15 protein-coding genes and 2 pseudogenes are annotated in these 16878 nt (G+C 45.4%); 13 read left to right on the top strand and 4 right to left on the bottom strand.

The window, feature by feature from the left end; genetic code table 11:
• The 3 genes from AK966_RS11060 (at nucleotide 1) to AK966_RS11050 (ending at nucleotide 2893) form a co-directional block, all read left to right on the top strand.
• Entirely contained in the window at nucleotides 1-708 is a 708-nt protein-coding gene (locus tag AK966_RS11060) for a 1-pyrroline-5-carboxylate dehydrogenase (RefSeq protein WP_099078466.1), read from the top strand.
• 137 nt (nucleotides 709-845) lie between these two features.
• The gene (putP, locus tag AK966_RS11055; protein WP_099078467.1) at nucleotides 846-2339 is read left to right on the top strand and encodes a sodium/proline symporter PutP; all 1494 of its coding nucleotides are present in this window, start codon (nucleotides 846-848) and stop codon (nucleotides 2337-2339) included.
• Between the two features lie 314 nt (nucleotides 2340-2653).
• Nucleotides 2654-2893, top strand: coding sequence for an RNA-binding protein (locus AK966_RS11050; RefSeq protein WP_099078514.1), 240 nt, complete (start codon nucleotides 2654-2656; stop codon nucleotides 2891-2893).
• Nucleotides 2894-2951: 58 nt separating this feature from the next.
• On the opposite strand, the gene AK966_RS11045 is transcribed toward AK966_RS11050, so the two are convergent.
• The gene (locus AK966_RS11045; protein WP_119464145.1) at nucleotides 2952-3413 is read right to left on the bottom strand and encodes a GNAT family N-acetyltransferase; all 462 of its coding nucleotides are present in this window, start codon (nucleotides 3411-3413) and stop codon (nucleotides 2952-2954) included.
• Nucleotides 3414-4006: 593 nt separating this feature from the next.
• On the opposite strand from AK966_RS11045, the gene AK966_RS11040 reads away from it, so the two are divergent.
• A complete protein-coding gene (locus AK966_RS11040; RefSeq protein WP_099078469.1) occupies nucleotides 4007-4255 on the top strand; it encodes a hypothetical protein in 249 nt (82 codons plus the stop codon).
• A 6-nt stretch (nucleotides 4256-4261) separates the two neighbouring features.
• On the opposite strand, the gene AK966_RS11035 is transcribed toward AK966_RS11040, so the two are convergent.
• Nucleotides 4262-4429, bottom strand: coding sequence for a hypothetical protein (locus AK966_RS11035; protein WP_099078470.1), 168 nt, complete (start codon nucleotides 4427-4429; stop codon nucleotides 4262-4264).
• A gap of 318 nt (nucleotides 4430-4747) precedes the next feature.
• Here AK966_RS11035 and AK966_RS11030 point away from each other — a divergent pair, with 318 nt between their 5' ends.
• A complete protein-coding gene (locus AK966_RS11030; protein WP_099078471.1) occupies nucleotides 4748-5224 on the top strand; it encodes an Lrp/AsnC family transcriptional regulator in 477 nt (158 codons plus the stop codon).
• A gap of 66 nt (nucleotides 5225-5290) precedes the next feature.
• On the opposite strand, the gene AK966_RS11025 is transcribed toward AK966_RS11030, so the two are convergent.
• Together AK966_RS11025 and AK966_RS11020 are read right to left on the bottom strand one after the other, a co-directional pair.
• A complete protein-coding gene (locus AK966_RS11025; protein ID WP_119464144.1) occupies nucleotides 5291-5998 on the bottom strand; it encodes a DUF445 family protein in 708 nt (235 codons plus the stop codon).
• Nucleotides 5999-6634: 636 nt separating this feature from the next.
• Nucleotides 6635-8485, bottom strand: a complete 1851-nt coding sequence (locus AK966_RS11020) for an ABC transporter ATP-binding protein (RefSeq protein ID WP_099078473.1) — start codon at nucleotides 8483-8485, stop codon at nucleotides 6635-6637.
• A gap of 403 nt (nucleotides 8486-8888) precedes the next feature.
• On the opposite strand from AK966_RS11020, the gene AK966_RS11015 reads away from it, so the two are divergent.
• The 8 genes and pseudogenes from AK966_RS11015 to AK966_RS10980 all read left to right on the top strand — a co-directional run bounded on the left by AK966_RS11015 (nucleotide 8889) and on the right by AK966_RS10980 (nucleotide 16773).
• On the top strand, nucleotides 8889-9890 hold the full coding sequence (locus tag AK966_RS11015) for an arginine deiminase-related protein (RefSeq protein ID WP_099078474.1): 1002 nt from the start codon (nucleotides 8889-8891) through the stop codon (nucleotides 9888-9890).
• 184 nt (nucleotides 9891-10074) lie between these two features.
• Nucleotides 10075-10197: pseudogene (locus AK966_RS20150) on the top strand (thioredoxin peroxidase); the annotation flags it as partial.
• A 161-nt stretch (nucleotides 10198-10358) separates the two neighbouring features.
• Nucleotides 10359-11597 (top strand): DEAD/DEAH box helicase, encoded by a 1239-nt coding sequence (locus tag AK966_RS11005; RefSeq protein ID WP_119464143.1) that lies wholly within the window; start codon nucleotides 10359-10361, stop codon nucleotides 11595-11597.
• A gap of 141 nt (nucleotides 11598-11738) precedes the next feature.
• Nucleotides 11739-12053 (top strand): annotated as a pseudogene (locus AK966_RS11000) (IS5/IS1182 family transposase); the annotation flags it as partial.
• A gap of 161 nt (nucleotides 12054-12214) precedes the next feature.
• The gene (locus AK966_RS10995) at nucleotides 12215-12889 is read left to right on the top strand and encodes a tRNA (adenine(22)-N(1))-methyltransferase TrmK (protein ID WP_119464142.1); all 675 of its coding nucleotides are present in this window, start codon (nucleotides 12215-12217) and stop codon (nucleotides 12887-12889) included.
• A 444-nt stretch (nucleotides 12890-13333) separates the two neighbouring features.
• On the top strand, nucleotides 13334-14521 hold the full coding sequence (locus AK966_RS10990) for a M24 family metallopeptidase (protein ID WP_119464141.1): 1188 nt from the start codon (nucleotides 13334-13336) through the stop codon (nucleotides 14519-14521).
• A gap of 111 nt (nucleotides 14522-14632) precedes the next feature.
• Nucleotides 14633-15121, top strand: coding sequence for an Lrp/AsnC family transcriptional regulator (locus tag AK966_RS10985; RefSeq protein ID WP_099078478.1), 489 nt, complete (start codon nucleotides 14633-14635; stop codon nucleotides 15119-15121).
• A gap of 245 nt (nucleotides 15122-15366) precedes the next feature.
• Nucleotides 15367-16773: an aspartate aminotransferase family protein gene (locus AK966_RS10980; RefSeq protein ID WP_099078479.1), complete on the top strand. Its 1407-nt coding sequence runs from the start codon at nucleotides 15367-15369 to the stop codon at nucleotides 16771-16773.
• Nucleotides 16774-16878 lie beyond the last annotated feature (105 nt).

The following is a 16878-nucleotide window of genomic DNA, read 5'->3' as shown; positions in this document are numbered from 1 at the left end:
ATGGTTCATCAGATTACGTATTTTAAAGATGCATTCTCTGCGTGGGAGCAGTGGAATCTGACCGATTTTGATTATAAGTGTGAGCATTTGCTGGCATTTAAATCTGCTGTTGAAGCGCAGCATGCTGTGGTTGGCAAAGTGGTGTCTTTCCATTTGCAACAAGCGTCTACACTTTTAGCAGAAACACATCAGTTAGTAGGACCTACGGGAGAAACTAACGAGCTGTATGCTGCGGGTCGCGGTGTGGCTTTGGTGGTTTGTGAAAACAACCTAGAAAACACCGAGAATGCGCTATACAGCACTTTTGCAATGATCACCAGCGCCCTAATTGCAGGGAACAGTGTGGTGATTTGTAGCGACAATGCAGAGCTTAATCAATTGGTTAAGCAAGCTTTGGCGTCAACTAACTTCCCATCAAATGTAGTCCAAGTGGTTGCGTACGATGCGTCTGGCCTATTGCTAGACAGTGACGTGCGCAGTGTGGGCTATGTTGGGTATTCACAGGTTGAGCATGCGCTTAACTTGCAATTGGCTAAGCGTGACGGTGCTATCGTCGGCTTAGTTTCTGAAACGGATTTAGAGTCACCGACAGTGGCTCACGATCCTCATTTGTCGTTACGCTTTATTACTGAGCGTACTCGAACGATAAATATTACGGCGGTGGGCGGCAACGCAACTCTACTCGAGTTGGGGAGCGACTCTCACTAACCTGACTTGTGGTGCCAACCTAACAACAAAGAGCCGTAGAGCTCATTTGGGTTGGTCTCTCTTGTTTTGGTGTATTGCTGAGACGGCAAAATATCAAAGAAGGCAAGGAAGGAAATAATTATAACGAGGACTATCTAATGATAGAAAATGGTTTTGCTATCACGACCACATTCGTGGCGTATTTGTTAATTATGGTTGCCATTGGCGTCTATGCGTATAAAAGAACTTCCAATTCATCGGACTACTTTCTAGGTGGTCGTAGCCTTGGCCCTTGGCCTGCGGCACTTTCTGCAGGCGCATCAGACATGAGTGGTTGGTTGCTACTCGGTCTTCCGGGGTATGCGTATGCGGCAGGTATTGAAGCGTTTTGGCTAGCTGGTGGTCTATTGGTGGGGACATGGGCAAACTGGTTAATCAACGCGAAACGTCTACGTACGTTCAGTATTCAAACCGATTCACTGACACTGCCAGAATTTTTATCGCGTCGTTTTAACGATAAGTCGAAACTGATCCAGACAATCTCTGCGTTCTTTATTCTTCTGTTTTTCCTTTTCTACACCAGTTCTGGCTTGGTCGCAGGGGGGAAATTGTTTGAAACCGTATTTGGCTTGGATTACAGCATCGCGGTTGTTATTGGTACCGTATGTGTGGTTTCGTACACAATGTTTGGTGGTTTTTTAGCAGTATCTTGGACCGACTTGGTGCAAGGCTTGCTAATGGCCGCGGCATTAATGATCGTGCCAGTTGCCGTTATGGATGGTGGGTTAGGTCAACTTGCTACTGACATGCGCGATATTAACCCAGAGTTGCTGACACTTTGGAATGATGTCAATGGTGAACCTCTATCTGCAATCGCGATCATCTCACTCGTTGCTTGGGGCTTGGGTTACTTTGGTCAGCCACATATTTTGGCTCGCTTTAAAGCATCACGTTCAAACAAAGATCTGACGACTGCGCGCCGTATCGCAGTGGGTTGGACTGCACTTTCTATGACGGGTGCACTGTTGATCGGCCTAGTGGGTTTGGTATGGGTGACAAACCACCCTGGTACGCAGCTCGATGACGGTGAAAAAATCTTTATGCTGTTGGTGAACACCGTATTCCACCCGGTGATTGCAGGTATCCTACTTGCGGCCATTCTAGCGGCAGTAATGAGTACGGCGGATTCTCAGCTGCTTGTATCGTCATCTGCACTTGCAGAAGATTTCTACAAGCAGGTGATCAAACCTAACGCTTCTTCTGAAGAAGTGGTGATGATTGGCCGTGTAGGTGTTATCGTGATTTCTCTTATTGCTCTGTTCCTAGCGATGACGCCAGACAGTTCAGTTTTAGGTCTGGTATCTTATGCGTGGGCTGGCTTTGGTGCTGCATTTGGCCCTGCCGTAGTACTAAGCCTTTACTGGAATGGTATGAACCGTAACGGTGCCTTGGCGGGCATCCTAGTGGGTGGCATTACTATCGTCGTATGGAAACAACTGACGGGCGGTTGGTTTGATGTGTATGAGATTGTTCCAGGAATCATCTTCTCTACCATCGCTATCGTGCTTGTGAGCAAGATGACTGGTGGTGCGACGCAAGAAGTTATCGAACAATATAAAGAGTACGAGAAGAAACTGGTTGAACTAGATTAATTCTTCTTGAGTCAAAACTAAGCCCGCGATCTTCGCGGGCTTTTTTGTCGCCTCAATCATAGTTTATGTTCAGTATATGGGGATCCAAAGAAGGTGCGCCGCAAATGTATTCTGGCTACACATGGCGGTTTGGTGTGTTTTAGCTGCATGAGCTACGTTTTGATGTTAGTTTGAGCGGATCTCTTTAGCATAACTAAAAGTCATTTAAACAGATACACTTAGATAGATTCCGTTGGGTGACGCTGATTATTAACTTGGTTTACTAGGAATAAACTGCGAGAATCGAAGTGTCAAAAAATACCAAATGGTTAAATATGAAACTTTTAGTTCGTAACTTGGCTCGTGAAACCACGGAGCAAGAGATCCGCAAGCTGTTTTCAAACTACGGCAAAGTTGAACTTTGCACGCTAGTGTTGGATCAAGATACTGGTCTGTCGAAAGGCTTTGGCTTTGTGATCATGCCTGATGAAGCAGAAGCGGCTTCTGCTCTTAAAGCGTTGAACCTGTCTCAGGTTGCAAAAAACGCGATCCGCGTGAAAGTCGCTCAAGACTAACACCGAATAGAAGCCAGCATCCACGCTGGCTTTTTATCTTCAACCTTTGACGTATTTTCTAAATGGAGACGTTCAAAGACATCGGCACATAGCGAATGCCTTGCTTTTCGTAGATAGTGTCAGTTGGCTCAAAACCGTGTTGTTGGTAGAACTGGACGGCATTTGGGGCAGAACGAAGGCGTACCGAAGTTCCTGGCAGGCGTTTGGTATGCTCTAATATCGCGTTAAGCAGCAACTTACCCAAGCCTTTATTTTGCTCCTCAGTGGCGACAAACAAGTGCGTGAGATAGTTGCCATCTTTGAGCGCGGCAAAACCAACAATCTTAGTACCGCTTATGACTTTTAGCGTAACAAAGTTCGTGTGAGTGATCGCTTGAGTCACATCCTGCTCAATTCTCGCGAGGAATCGTTGTTTCCCTTCCGGCGTGAAATGCTCAAGAATATGTTGTTGCGTTGTTTTAGAGACTAACTCCGCAACCGCGATGATATCTTCAATTTGGGTTTGAGTTATCTCGGGCATTAATCTTCTCTTCAAGTGTCTTTATTAATTCTTCTAACTGCTGCTGATCGAAATTGTCCGAATTGGGGACTTGATGTGCGTCGTTCGCAGTGTAGAGCATCAAATCTCTCCCATTGCGCCTTTTTGTGTTGTCTTGCATACGTCGTGTGCGACTTTTAAATTTAGCACTATGCGCTCTTCAAATCATTGCGACGTGAACAAACCAAATTATGTCCGTTACCCTAGCATCTTGGGGTTACCAGATACATGAATGACAACAACGTACTGGTCGTAATTCACACTGTAAATTATCCAAACTATGAATGAAATGAGCGAAAAGAATGAATTTGGACAGAACAGCGCCATGCTCGAAGACCGCGTAGAATATCGCTTAGCTTAACTGATAGACAATATGTCGAATTTATTGGCTGTATGGCGTAATATTGTCCAAAAAGGGGTGAATAAGAGGTCAGACCAATGTCTCAGTTTTTTATTTTTTATTGGTATTTTTTGAACGTAGTACTCAAAAAAAAGATTGGCCTTTTTCTTTAGGGAATTATTTTGAACAGAATGTGTCAATTGTCAGTAGTACAGCAAAAGAAGGGAGAAAGGAAATGCCGGATATTTATTGCTCAGCATGCAGAAAATCGACGCAGCATAAAGTGATTATGAAGCGTAGTGAGCCCGAGCAAGTAGAAACATTGACTGACAAAGTCGTAAGTTTTACACAACTGATGGCGAAGTTTGTAACCGGTGAACATTATTATGAAATGGAGCCGCAATACTACTGCCGAAGCTGTAACCATCGCGCTATCGGTGAAGTTATTCAGCATCCAGCGCAACAGACATCGGCAATAATGTGAACGAGGTTAAGCGGCCTGTTCTTCTTCTGCACTGACCGGTAGGCCATCGACCATCACTGGCCAACCGTATGATGCGTACTCTGAAGCCAAAAATTTTGCGACCTCATGTGAAACGGTCGTGTACGTCCATTCACCAACACCAAATGGCTTGTACGCAAGTTGTAGGGTTAACATTACTTTCTCCTAATTCTTTTTTCCTATTATTGCCTTACCATTTGATGTAGTACTTTTCTTTAAAGCTCAGTTTTTTCTCTGCAAAGGTCATTGTCTCATTTTTTATTAACATAATTAAGTTTGACTATAAATCTTAGTGATAAGCTGATGATTTTATAAACTAAGCATTCATGGTCTGTACACTTTGTATTTCGGAGCTTTTTGTTCAAAGCAATCGTTAAATTCTTGTGGAATTCACACCTTCTTGATTTTGTGATTTGCAAAACCAAGCGTAACTATTAATGTAACGACTCTTGAATTGTTGCAAGGATGTAGTGAATGAGTTACCAGCTGGACAGGATTGATTTGCAAATTTTGAGATTGCTGCATTCAAAGGGGCGGCTCCCGATTGTTGAATTGGCGAAACAGGTTAATTTAACGACCTCTCCCTGCTCCGAGCGTGTAAAAAGATTGGAGAAAGAGGGTTACATCAATGGCTATCATGCAGAAATCAATGCCGAAAAGCTTGGTTTAGATGTACAAGTTTTCATTCATATACGGCTTGATCAAACCAGCTTTTCCATTTTTGAGAAGTTTGCTAAAGCCGTAGAGTTAATGCCGGAAATTGAAGAGTGCTATTCATTATCAGGAGACTTTGACACGATGATCAAAGTGAGGGTGAAGAGCATGAAAGCGTATCAGGAATTTATGTCGAGTAAGATGGGAACATTGCCTGGTGTGATTCAAACTCGTAGTGAAGTGGTGATTGAAGAGCATAAAACTGGGTTTGGTGTGAATCCCGAGCTGATCAGTTAAGGCATCGCACTTTTAGATAGAACAAAGGAGCCATGCGGCTCCTTTGTTATTTTGCTCGGGCACAATCTATGCGCTCACATATGTGGTCAGTACGCCAATCAAACCGCCAAAAACGCCCCCCCAGACGACAAGCCAGCCTAGGTGTTCTTTAATCATTTTCTGCACGATTTCTTTCACCAGTGCAGGAGTGAGCTCACTCAAGCGCTGTTCGATGATGCTTTCGATGTTCTGTTTGATTTCATCCATCATCGCAGGAGACTCTAGCTGCTCTTTTAACGCATCTTTAATGGTATCGCTCTGGCTGAGCTCAACAATGGACTGCTGCATTTTTTCGATGAAAGGTTGCTTCATTGGCTGTAGGGCTTCTGCGCCACCAAACATCGCTAGCATGCCACCGAACTGTGAGCCTTCTATCACTTCTACTAGTGAGTCAAACGCTGGGGTTAAATCGACTTTATCGATCACTGGCTGAAGGTCAATGTTTACACCACCCGCCATCTCATTGTTTAGGAAGCGGTCGATATTGGCTTCGGTAAAGAACTGTTCCATCATCAAGTTCTTAATGGCTAATTTGAATTCTTCAAATCGTGCGGGAATAACACCAGAGCCGTATAGGCCTGGTACTTTCTCAAATAGCATGTGCACCGCAAGCCAGTTCGTGATTGCACCTGAAAATGCAAATAGACCTGCATACCATAGGTAATCATTTTGAATGTGATGACCTGCGCCCATCAAAGCGATAGCGAGGACATTAGTGAGTAAACTTTTGTTCATATTGAGCAATTATGAATAGAAGAAGTAATGAGTAGGCATGATTTTATACCCAAGTTACCTAGAGATGCTAGGTTAGATGGAATGGTTTAGGGTAAGTGAGGGGGAGAAAGAGCACAAGGGAATTGGTCGAAACCAAAAATTAACCCGACAATAATTGTCGGGCTACTGCTTTTTCTTAGAAGCTCTAAGATTATTATTTTGGTGTTTTAGAAGCGGAAGATCTTACAGCAAAGTTGGCATTTCCAGCGCTCTGAGTAGCCGAATAGTTTGTCAGCCCAACTTGGTTTCACTTTTACGATCTGCATTGAACCACATTTACACATAAGCCAATTACCTTATTATTAATGTAATAACTAAGCCATATATTGAGTATAGCTGTTTCTTAAAAAGTGAAGTAACAAATGAAGCCAGCTCAATGCTCTACGTTGTGTCCACTGCTTTAGAATACACAACGGGACGCTATGCTAATAAGTGGAATGTGATGTATGTCACCTTTTTTGTTTTGGTGGTGAGAGAATACGTGATCGTTGTCGCGTTTTGTTTTTCGGGCGATAATAGGTTCGGTGCCGTGATTATAGCGAAATGATATAAAAAACGGCGCTAAGAAGCGCCGCTTTTAGGGGGGGAAGATAGGTTTTATGAGTCTTGTCGATTTTCGATCTCTTCGCCAATAAACCCACCGGTTTGATGCGCCCAAAGTTGAGCGTAAATACCATTATTGGCAATTAATTCTTGGTGCGAGCCTTGCTCAACGATACTGCCTTTATCAAGTACGATTAGGCGATCCATAGCAGCAATGGTCGACAGTCGGTGTGCAATAGCGATAACCGTTTTGCCTTGCATAAGTTCGATTAAACTTTCCTGAATAGCGGCTTCGACTTCAGAATCCAGCGCAGAGGTTGCTTCATCAAGGACCAAAAGTGGCGCATCTTTTAACAGTACTCGCGAGATAGCAATCCGCTGTCGCTGACCTCCAGAGAGCTTCACGCCTCGTTCACCGACCTGAGCATCGTAACCGACATTGCCAAATGGGTCAGTCAGAGTCTCGATAAATTCGTGTGCGTGTGCTTGCTTGGTCGCGTTGAGCAGCGCTTCTTCTGTTGCATCAGGGTTGCCATACAAGATGTTGTCGCGAATAGATCGGTGCAGCAGCGATGTATCTTGTGTCACCATCCCAATTTTCGAGCGTAGTGAATCTTGAGTTACTTTTGATATCTCTTGTCCATCAATCTTAATACAGCCCTCTTCGACGTCATGGAAACGCAATAGTAAGTTCACTAATGTTGATTTGCCTGCGCCAGAACGACCCACTAAGCCGACCTTTTCGCCCGGTTTGATGTTAAGGTTGAGGTTGCTGATCACACTTTTCTTCTCACCGTAATGGAAACTCACGTTGTCAAAGTGAATCCCTCCCTCAGAGACGTTGAGATCGTTGGCATCTGGTTGGTCTTTGATCTCTATTGGTTTAGAGAGGGTTTTCATGCCATCTACGACCGTTCCCATGTTTTCGAACAGTGCGCCGACTTCCCACATGATCCACATTGACATTCCGTTGATTCGTAGTGCTAAGCTGATAGCAATGGCGATAGCTCCGACACTGATTGCACTGTCTAACCATAGATAAATGGATAAGGCTGCAACGGAGAACACCAAAATGTAGTTCGATATTTCAACGGCCACATCAAAGCCGGTCACTAAGCGCATTTGGCGGTAAACCGTATTTAAGAAGCCTTTCATGCCTTGTTCTGCATACTCAGTTTCTCGTGTGCTGTGTGAGAACAGTTTTACCGTTTGGATGTTGGTGTAACTGTCTACAATGCGCCCCGTCATGGTTGAGCGCGCGTCAGCTTGTTCTGTGGCGACATTTTTGAGCTTTGGTACAAAGTAGATTTGAATCGCCACGTAGGCAGCAAGCCAAACCAGCATTGGGATCATCAAACGCCAGTCTGAGGCGGCGAGTATTACAATCATACTGGTGAAATAAACTGAAACGTAGACGAATACGTCCATTGTTTTCATCACCGTTTCTCGAACGGCAAGGGAAGTTTGCATCACCTTAGTCGCAACACGCCCTGCAAAATCGTCTTGATAAAAGTTCAGACTTTGGTTGAGCAAGTATCGGTGCGCGAGCCAACGAATTGACATCGGATAGTTGCCAAGCAAGGTTTGGTGGATTAGCAGTGAGTAGAACACCACTAACAAAGGCATGACGACTAGCAATAAGGCGCAGTAAAAGATCAGAGTATCCTTATTGTCTTGTAAAAACGTCTCTGGGTTGCTAGTGGAAAGCCAGTCAACCAGTTGTCCCATTGCGCCAAATAAGGAGACTTCGACAATGGCCACAATCGTCGACATCAAAGACATGATGATCAGCGGCTTTTCATAGCCTCGAGTATAGTGACGCAAAAAAGCAAAGATCCCTGAAGGAGGCTGATCAGGGTTGGATCTGGGGAACGGCTCGGTAAAGCCTTCAAATCGTTTAAACATAACTCATCCTAAAGTTAAAACTGTGCCATCTCAGACATTGAACTCATAAATCATCTTTACCCTGGACGAGGCAGCGTTCCGAGAATGGAGGTAAGATATATTGTTGTGTCTACCAGCCAGAAAGGTAGACGATTTTAGGTTGTGAGGGGTGAAAAAGTAGTCTAACTGATTGGCTTTGAAATGTAACCATTAGGTTATAGACAGTGATGGGAACGGTGTCTTGTTTTTGATATTCCTTGATTAGAAAACAACGAACTCGCTTTCACCCAATAAGAAGTCGCGTAAAAATCGTTATTGGCAGTAAATATCACTTTTCATTGATTGAATCATTAATAAAAACAGCAAAACCATGCTTAACATTAAATTTACAATCTGATCATTCTAGTGAGAAGGAATGTATTGGATGCTATTACACGAATCAGTGCCTCAGAATGCACATGGAAGAAAAGAAAGCATACAAAGTGCTCTGCGTCATACTGCAAACTGTGTCGTCATGGTGCCGCCGAAAGAGTTTCGCTTCAATGACGAAACGGCACAAGATAATGAATTTCAACACCAAGTATCACTTAGCCAAGAACAAGTGTCGCGTAAAACCATGTCTGAATTTTCTGCTATGGTGGCAGCATTGCGCCAAGAAGGTGTGCAAGTTGTTGAATTTGATTACCCAACATCAGATGTTGCCACGCCGGATGCTGTATTCCCTAATAACTGGTTTAGTACTACGCCTGAAGGAAGCTTTTATACTTTTCCTATGGCGTGTGAAAATCGTCGGCAAGAAGTGCGCCCAGATGCTTTAGTGGCTGCGCTAGCACATGCTGGACGTGTAGTGCATCAACAAGATTCGTTGACAGGCTATGTAGAAGATGAAGCCTATCTAGAGAGCACCGGCGTGATGGTTTTCGACCATTTTAATAAAACGGTTTATGCGGCACTTTCGCAACGCTGCGATCGTCTCGTATTAGAAGAGTACACCAAGCGCATTGGCTACGAGCGAGTGATCTCTTTCCAAACTCGACTGCCTTCTGGCGCGCCGATTTATCACACCAACGTGATGATGGCGGTCGGTGAGCAGTTTTGTGTCATTTGTGATGAAGTGATCCCCGAGTTCGAGCGCCGCTTCGTGATTAAATCACTCGCAAAAGATAAGCAAGTCATCTCGATTTCTCTGGAACAGATGAATCAGTTTTGTGGCAATATTCTTCAGTTGGAGAGTGTTAACGGCGATAAAGTGATTGCAATGTCTCAATCTGCCTACAATGCGTTTTCGCCAGCGCAGCGAAACCAACTTGCGACACACGGGAAATTGCTGCCGTTTGATGTTTCTACCATAGAATCGATTGGCGGAGGTTCTGTGCGCTGCATGCTTGGTGAAGTGTTCTTACCTCGTCGTAAAGCTGTGTTGTAATACCTGAACGCTGCTTCCCAAACACACGATTAAGAGGTGCGAGACGTGATATTTAAATGAGTACAGAATGCCACTCTCGAGGAGTGGCGTTCTTAATTTTAATGAATACGTTAGATTTTCATCGTTAATCGCTGCTTCGTCTTTATATCAAGTCATTCTCGCGGAACTAAGCATCTCGAGGCTGGTGCAGGCCATCGATATCTCCAATGGGCCTTTTGCTCGACCAGACCTCAATGTGCTGTTATCGGGTGTCGCGTTCATCCGCAACCCGGAGAACAACTACCCAATTAGAGGTTCTTACCTGTAAACGCACCGCTAGCATAATAGGCTCTGCGGGAGGCATTGAAAACGGAAAGGGCTTACTCTTCTAAAACAAGGTGGTTCACCAAAAAGATTGTGATAAAGTCCGCGCCTGCGTTTTATCACGCTCTCATCGTTTTCACTGCCTCCAGATAAAGGGCCAAGCAAATGTCATTTTCTACTCTTTCATTGAGCTCAGAGCTTATTCATGCGTTGCCAAAAGAGATCAACAAGCCTAGCGATATTCAAGCATTGGTGATTCCTGAAATGTTGGTAGACCAAGATGTGTTGGCATTAGCCAATACGGGCAGCGGAAAGACATTAGCTTACGGCCTCCCGTTACTTGAAAAGCTAAGTGCAGATACTGGCCAACAAGCGGTAGTTTTGGTGCCAACACGAGAGCTAGCGATTCAGGTAAGTGACGCGATTAATCAAGTTGGTCAAAGCTTAGATCTAAGTGTGGTTTGCTTATGTGGTGGCGTAGATAAAGAGCCACAGCAGCAGGCGCTCGCGAACAACCCTGCTATTCTTGTCGCAACAACAGGCCGTTTAGTTGACCTTATCAAGCATGGCTTGGACTTAAACCGTGTTGGTTACCTTATCCTGGATGAAGCCGATCGCCTGCTCAACATGGGCTTTTGGCCTGATGTGCAAAGTATTGCCGCCCAAATCTCAAGCAAGCGTCAAACGGCGATGTTCTCAGCGACATTTTCTGATGAACTGAAGCAAAAAGCGAAGCAGCTGATGCACTCTCCAAAGCAGGTGTCTGCGCATAAAGAAAACAGCATCAACAAAGATATCGTTGAAACGCTGTATTTGGTGAACAAAGGCAGTAAAACCCAAGCGCTGATTGAGTTAATCAAGCAAAATGCATGGTCGCAGGTGTTGGTGTTTATTGGTGCTAAAGAGAACGCAGATGGATTGGTGAAAAAGCTGAACAAAGCGGGCATCTCAACCAATGCACTACATGGGAATAAGAGCCAAGCCGAGCGTGAAGCCGCGCTCACTGAGTTTAAAAGTGGTGAAACGAACGTACTGATCGCAACGGACTTACTCGCGCGCGGCATTCATATTGAACAGCTTCCTGTCGTGATTAACTTTGAGCTGCCAATGCACGCTGAGACGTACGTACATAGAGTAGGCCGCACCGCGAGAGCAGGAAAGCAAGGTGTGGCGATGTCGCTCGTCTGCCATGGTGAAATGGAAGCCCTAACCGCCATTCGCAATCTGACGCAGCGTGAACTGCCAGTGCAAGATTTAGAGGGATTTCCTGTCACTGATCAGCCATCTACCGGCGAAAGCAAACGTACGCCGAGAGACAAGAAAGCAAATCGACGCACGAATAGCAAAAAAAGCATTAAGCAGTTTCAAAGTAAACCGAAGCGCCACGCGCCACGAGTCAAATAAAATTTGTGGTTGGAACCATCAGGCTGGGCCTTTGATCTAATAGGGGTATCGAAATATGGATACTCCAATATGCTTCAGAGCCTGCTCCTCAACAATACGAACTCGAAGTCGCTCACCTCTACTGTAAAGCCAATGGTCGCCCACTTGTTGACCCTGTTCGGTTACCGAAGACCGTCACGAACAAAGAATACGTTCAAGAAATGGCACTTTATCTACAACAGACCCGAAAGAGCGTGCGTTCTGCCCATAGAGAGATGAGTGTACTCAGAGTAAGAACATGAAAAAGGTGATTACTCGGCATATCTATACAAATGTCGTAGATAGAGCAAACCAAATGTGCCTTTCAGCGTATGGACGGAAGACCTACAGATGGAGATAAGGTATCACAGGCACCGTTATGCTCGCTTCTGTGGGCTGAAGAACGTGCAAATGCTATGTTGGCTTGCAGCCGCCGCTCATACGAAAGAACCCCACTTTAAAAAGTGGGGTTCGTCAGCAATCTGACGCCACGCTAACAACGCGGCGTTTTTTTTTGGACATGAGTTGATTATTTAACATTCACAATTGGCTTAAAGTGATTACAATACGTCGGTCTTTATTTTGCGGCGATTCCACTCTTGAAACTCAGTAAACGACTCAATCAAATAATACAACTTGTAGAGCCTAACTATACTCATATCTGGGATTGCTGCTGCGATCATGGGTTGCTCGGTACCGCTTTACTCAATAGTGAAATCGCACCGAATATCCATTTTGTCGATATTGTCGAGCCGTTGGTATCGGCAGTGGAGAGCAAGCTGCAGCGTTTTTACTCCGACACATCAGCAGCTTGGCATGTGCACTGTTTGGATGTGGCGACATTGCCTTTGCATCAATATCCGGGTAAACATTTGGTGATCATCGCTGGTGTTGGCGGGGATTTGATCGCCGAGTTTGTACAAGCCATACATCAGCAATACCCAACACTCGATATCGATTTTATTCTGTGCCCTGTTCATCACCAATTTAAGCTGCGCCATGTTTTGAATCAACGCAACTTTGGCTTAAAAGACGAGGTGTTGGTAAAAGATAATCACCGATTTTATGAAATTATCTATGTTTCATCTCAGCAGAGTTCGCAAGCAAAAGTGAGCTTAGTCGGTGATAAAATTTGGTTGGCCGCCAATGAAGAACAAACGCGGTTGAGCAGAGAGTATTTGGACAAAACCCTAAACCATTACAACCGGATCCTGCAGGGCAACAAAAAAGACGTTGCTCAGATTGTAGAGAGTTATCAGTCGGTTATGCTCTGATATTTGAATAGAGTGTCGTTGTTGCGATTACTGCACGGTTGAACATGGGCGACGTGAGGGACGGTTGAGCTGACTACAACGCCAATCTCATGCTACTAGCTCTGTTCTTAGCGGACGAATCTTCTCGTTCTTTCTCTCTTTTTTCTTCATTTTACGCAGTCTTTGTTCTGCTCGTTTTCCCTTGTCCGCTCGTCACTTTTATCAGCCCATTTGTTTTTTCTTTTTATATTCAGTGCAATTACAAAAAATGCACCATAATTGGAGTTATTGACATGTTTGTATATAGCAAGGGTGGGTAATAGCACCCCCTGAAATGAGTTTCGTGATAACGCAGTGGTGAGTGGCATGAGTACGGTAGGCTGGTGGAATCAACTGGCCAAAAGGTAGAAATACCTCAACGTCTCCGAAGGCCTTAAGGCGTTGGACTTTTCGTAAGGAGAAAGCATGAGAGGCGTTGCTTTGCATTTTTCACTGGATGAGTTCCAGGATCGGCTAACGAAAGTTCGGTTATCGATGGAAGAGCAGGAACTGGATCTTTTGATCATCCACGACCCGTCGAATATGGCGTGGTTAACCGGGTATGACGGTTGGTCATTCTATGTGCCTCAATGCGTGGTGGTGGCAACGACGGGAGAGCCTGTTTGGTTTGGGCGTTGTCAAGATGCCAACGGGGCATATCGAACAGCGTATATGTCAGCGGAGAATATCACCTACTACCCCGATCACTATGTGATGAACCCACCGCTCCATCCGATGGATTGCTTAGTTGAGGGCGTACTCGAGCCAAGGCTTTGGGATCGCGGCCGTATCGGTGTGGAAAAAGACAATTACTACTTCAGTGCCACGGCTTACGAATCGCTGACCACTCACCTACCTAATGCTCGATTATTAGATGCAACAGGCTTAGTGAACTGGTGCCGCGCTGTAAAATCGGATCAAGAGTTAGCGTATATGTATCGCGCGGCGCGTATTGTCGAGAACATGCACCGGGTCGCGTTTGAGATGATTGAACCAGGCCTGCCAAAGCACCACCTCGTGGCTGAAATTAACCGACAAGCGGTACTTGGCCATGAAGAACATTTTGGCGATTACACCGCCATTGTGCCGTTATTGCCCTCCGGTTCTGACGCCTCTGCGCCGCATCTGACCTGGGATGACCGGCCGTTTCAAAAAGGGGAAGGCACCTTCTTTGAAATCGCTGGGGCTCACCGCCGCTACCATTGCCCGCTTTCTCGTACTATTTTTTTGGGTGAACCCGATGACAAATTTAAGCGCGCCGACGAAGCGCTGACATGTGGTATTGAAGCGGGGTTGGAAGTCGCGAAACTAGGAAACACCTGCGCAGATATCGCCAATGCACTCAATCAGGTTCTGGACAAGGCGGGGTTCTCACGCGAGGGAGCGCGCTGCGGATACCCTATCGGCTTGAGCTACCCGCCAGACTGGGGGGAGCGAACCATGAGTTTACGAGACACCGATGGGACGCCCCTTGAAGAAGGCATGACATTCCACTTTATGCCGGGGTTATGGTTTGAGGACTGGGGATTAGAAACCACAGAGAGTATTGTGATCACAAAAGAGGGCGCAAAAACCTTGTGTGATTTCCCTCGCCACTTATTCATTAAACATTAGTGTCACTTCATTCAACTTGAGCCGCAGAAAAGTAGGGAAGAAGAGGGTTGTAGTGATGGGCGAAGACGGTGATGAACAACACTTATACTCCCATGATAAGGAGGGGTAACCATGCGTCTTGATCGTTATGACGTTAAAATTCTACAAATTCTTCATGATAATGGGCGCATTACCAAATCCCACCTTGCCGAAGCGATTAACCTGTCAGTCAGCCCCTGCTGGGAGCGTGTCAAAAAGCTCGAAGAGGCTGGTATCATTGAAGGTTACGGAGCAAAAGTAAATACGGATGTGTTGTTTAAACACACCTCAGTGATGGTTGAAGTGACGCTAAAAGAACATAGCGCCCAAGCCTTCAGACGCTTTGAACAACTGGTACAACATACCCCAGAGGTGACAGATTGTTACGCCACTGGCGGCGGCATCGATTATATCCTCAAAGTTCAATCGGAAGACATTGATCAATACCAACGGTTGATCGATAACTGGTTAGATTCAGAAGTCGGCATTGAACGCTACTTTACCTACATCGTGACGAAAACCATTAAAAGCCATTCTGTCTCTTTAGACATCAATCCAAACTCGCTCACTTTAAATGGTTAGCCTCGCGTAACGGTGTGCAGAAAAAAATGCATGTATTTTCCTCTTAAACAGAAAGTTTTGTCCTCCTCTTTGGCGTCATCAGAAATATTCGGAATATTTCCTCCTCTACAGTGTATCTATATGTCGGATTTCTATGACTTTGAGTACTCATTCATATGGGTATCGATACCATAATGATCGATACATCTGAGTATTTAAAGGAGTCGTAAGTTCTCACGGCTGCGTGAAGGCGCAAGGGGAAAATCATGAATGACAAAACGCAACAACTATTGGATATCGATCGTCAACGCGTATTTCACGCCTCAACGCATCTAAAGCAATATGCCTGTGGGGAATTGCCGGGGAGAATCATCACAGGTGCAAGCGGCATTCGTATCACCGACTCAGAAGGAACGGAGTTAATAGACGGTTTTGCTGGATTGTATTGTGTCAATATCGGTTATGGCCGACTAGAAATGGCAGAGGCCATTTATGAGCAGGCAAAGCAATTGGCGTATTACCATACCTATGTGGGGCACACCAACGAAGCACTGGTTAAACTCTCTGATCGCATCATTAAAATGGCACCAGAGGGCATGAGCAGAGTCTATTATGGCATGTCAGGAAGTGATGCCAATGAAACTCAGCTTAAACTGGTGTGGTATTACAACAATGTGCGTGGACGACCAGAGAAGAAAAAAATCATCTCACGCGATCGTGGTTATCACGGCTCTAGCATTGCTTCTGGTTCGATGACCGGACTCCCCCTTTTTCATGCGCACTTTGACCTGCCACTAGACCGGATCAAACATACGCTTGCCCCTTACTATTATCGCCGAGAAGATGAGAGCTTATCTGAGTTAGATTTTTCGCAGTATTGTGCTGATCAACTTGAAACACGGATTCTTGCAGAAGGGCCAGACACCGTTGCCGCGATGATTGCAGAACCTGTGCTGGGAACGGGAGGAATAGTGCCACCTCCGCGAGGCTATTGGCCGGCAATCCGTAAAGTATTAGATAAATATGATGTGCTTTTAATTGCCGATGAAGTGGTGTGCGGCTTTGGTCGTCTTGGCGCGAGTTTTGGCTCGATACATTATGATATGAAACCGGATTTGATGACAGTCGCGAAAGGGCTTACATCGGCCTACCAACCGTTATCTGGAGTGATAGTTGGTGAGCGAGTGTGGCATGTACTCGAAAACGGAACTGAACAATGGGGAGCAATCGGTCATGGTTACACCTATTCCGGTCATCCAATGGGAGCGGCAGCGGCAAACTGCAATTTAGACATCATTGAGCGAGAGGGCTTAGTGAGTAACGCCGCAGAAGTCGGGGCCTATTTACAGCAACGAATGGCCGACACATTCAGTGACCATCCGCTGGTGGGGGACTCTCGTGGTGTGGGCATGTTGCATGCCTTAGAGTTCTCTGCAAATAAGCGCAATCGTGAACATTTCGATCCAAACTTGAAAGTGGGTTCCCAAATCGCCGCCGCTTGTCTAGAGCAAGGTTTAATTGCCCGTGCCATGCCACATGGCGATATTCTTGGCTTTGCACCGCCGTTGATTACTACTCGTGCTGACATCGATATGATGATTGATAAAGCCCATCAAGCAATCAGCAAAGTGATGGATCGTTTGGTTACCTCGAATCAGTGGCAGCCGAAATAAAGTGGTCGTACAAGCAACGCATTCTCACTGAATCACGCATCTCGAGGTTAGTTATAAATTGGAAGGGGTGACAAGTGCTAAAACTGATCCTATATTTGGAAGCAG

Source organism: Vibrio sp. PID23_8 (assembly GCF_003584965.1).
In the GTDB taxonomy this organism is placed as follows: domain Bacteria; phylum Pseudomonadota; class Gammaproteobacteria; order Enterobacterales; family Vibrionaceae; genus Vibrio.
The sequence above is the reverse complement of the archived record's forward strand: the minus strand, read 5'-3'. Positions and strand labels throughout refer to the sequence as shown.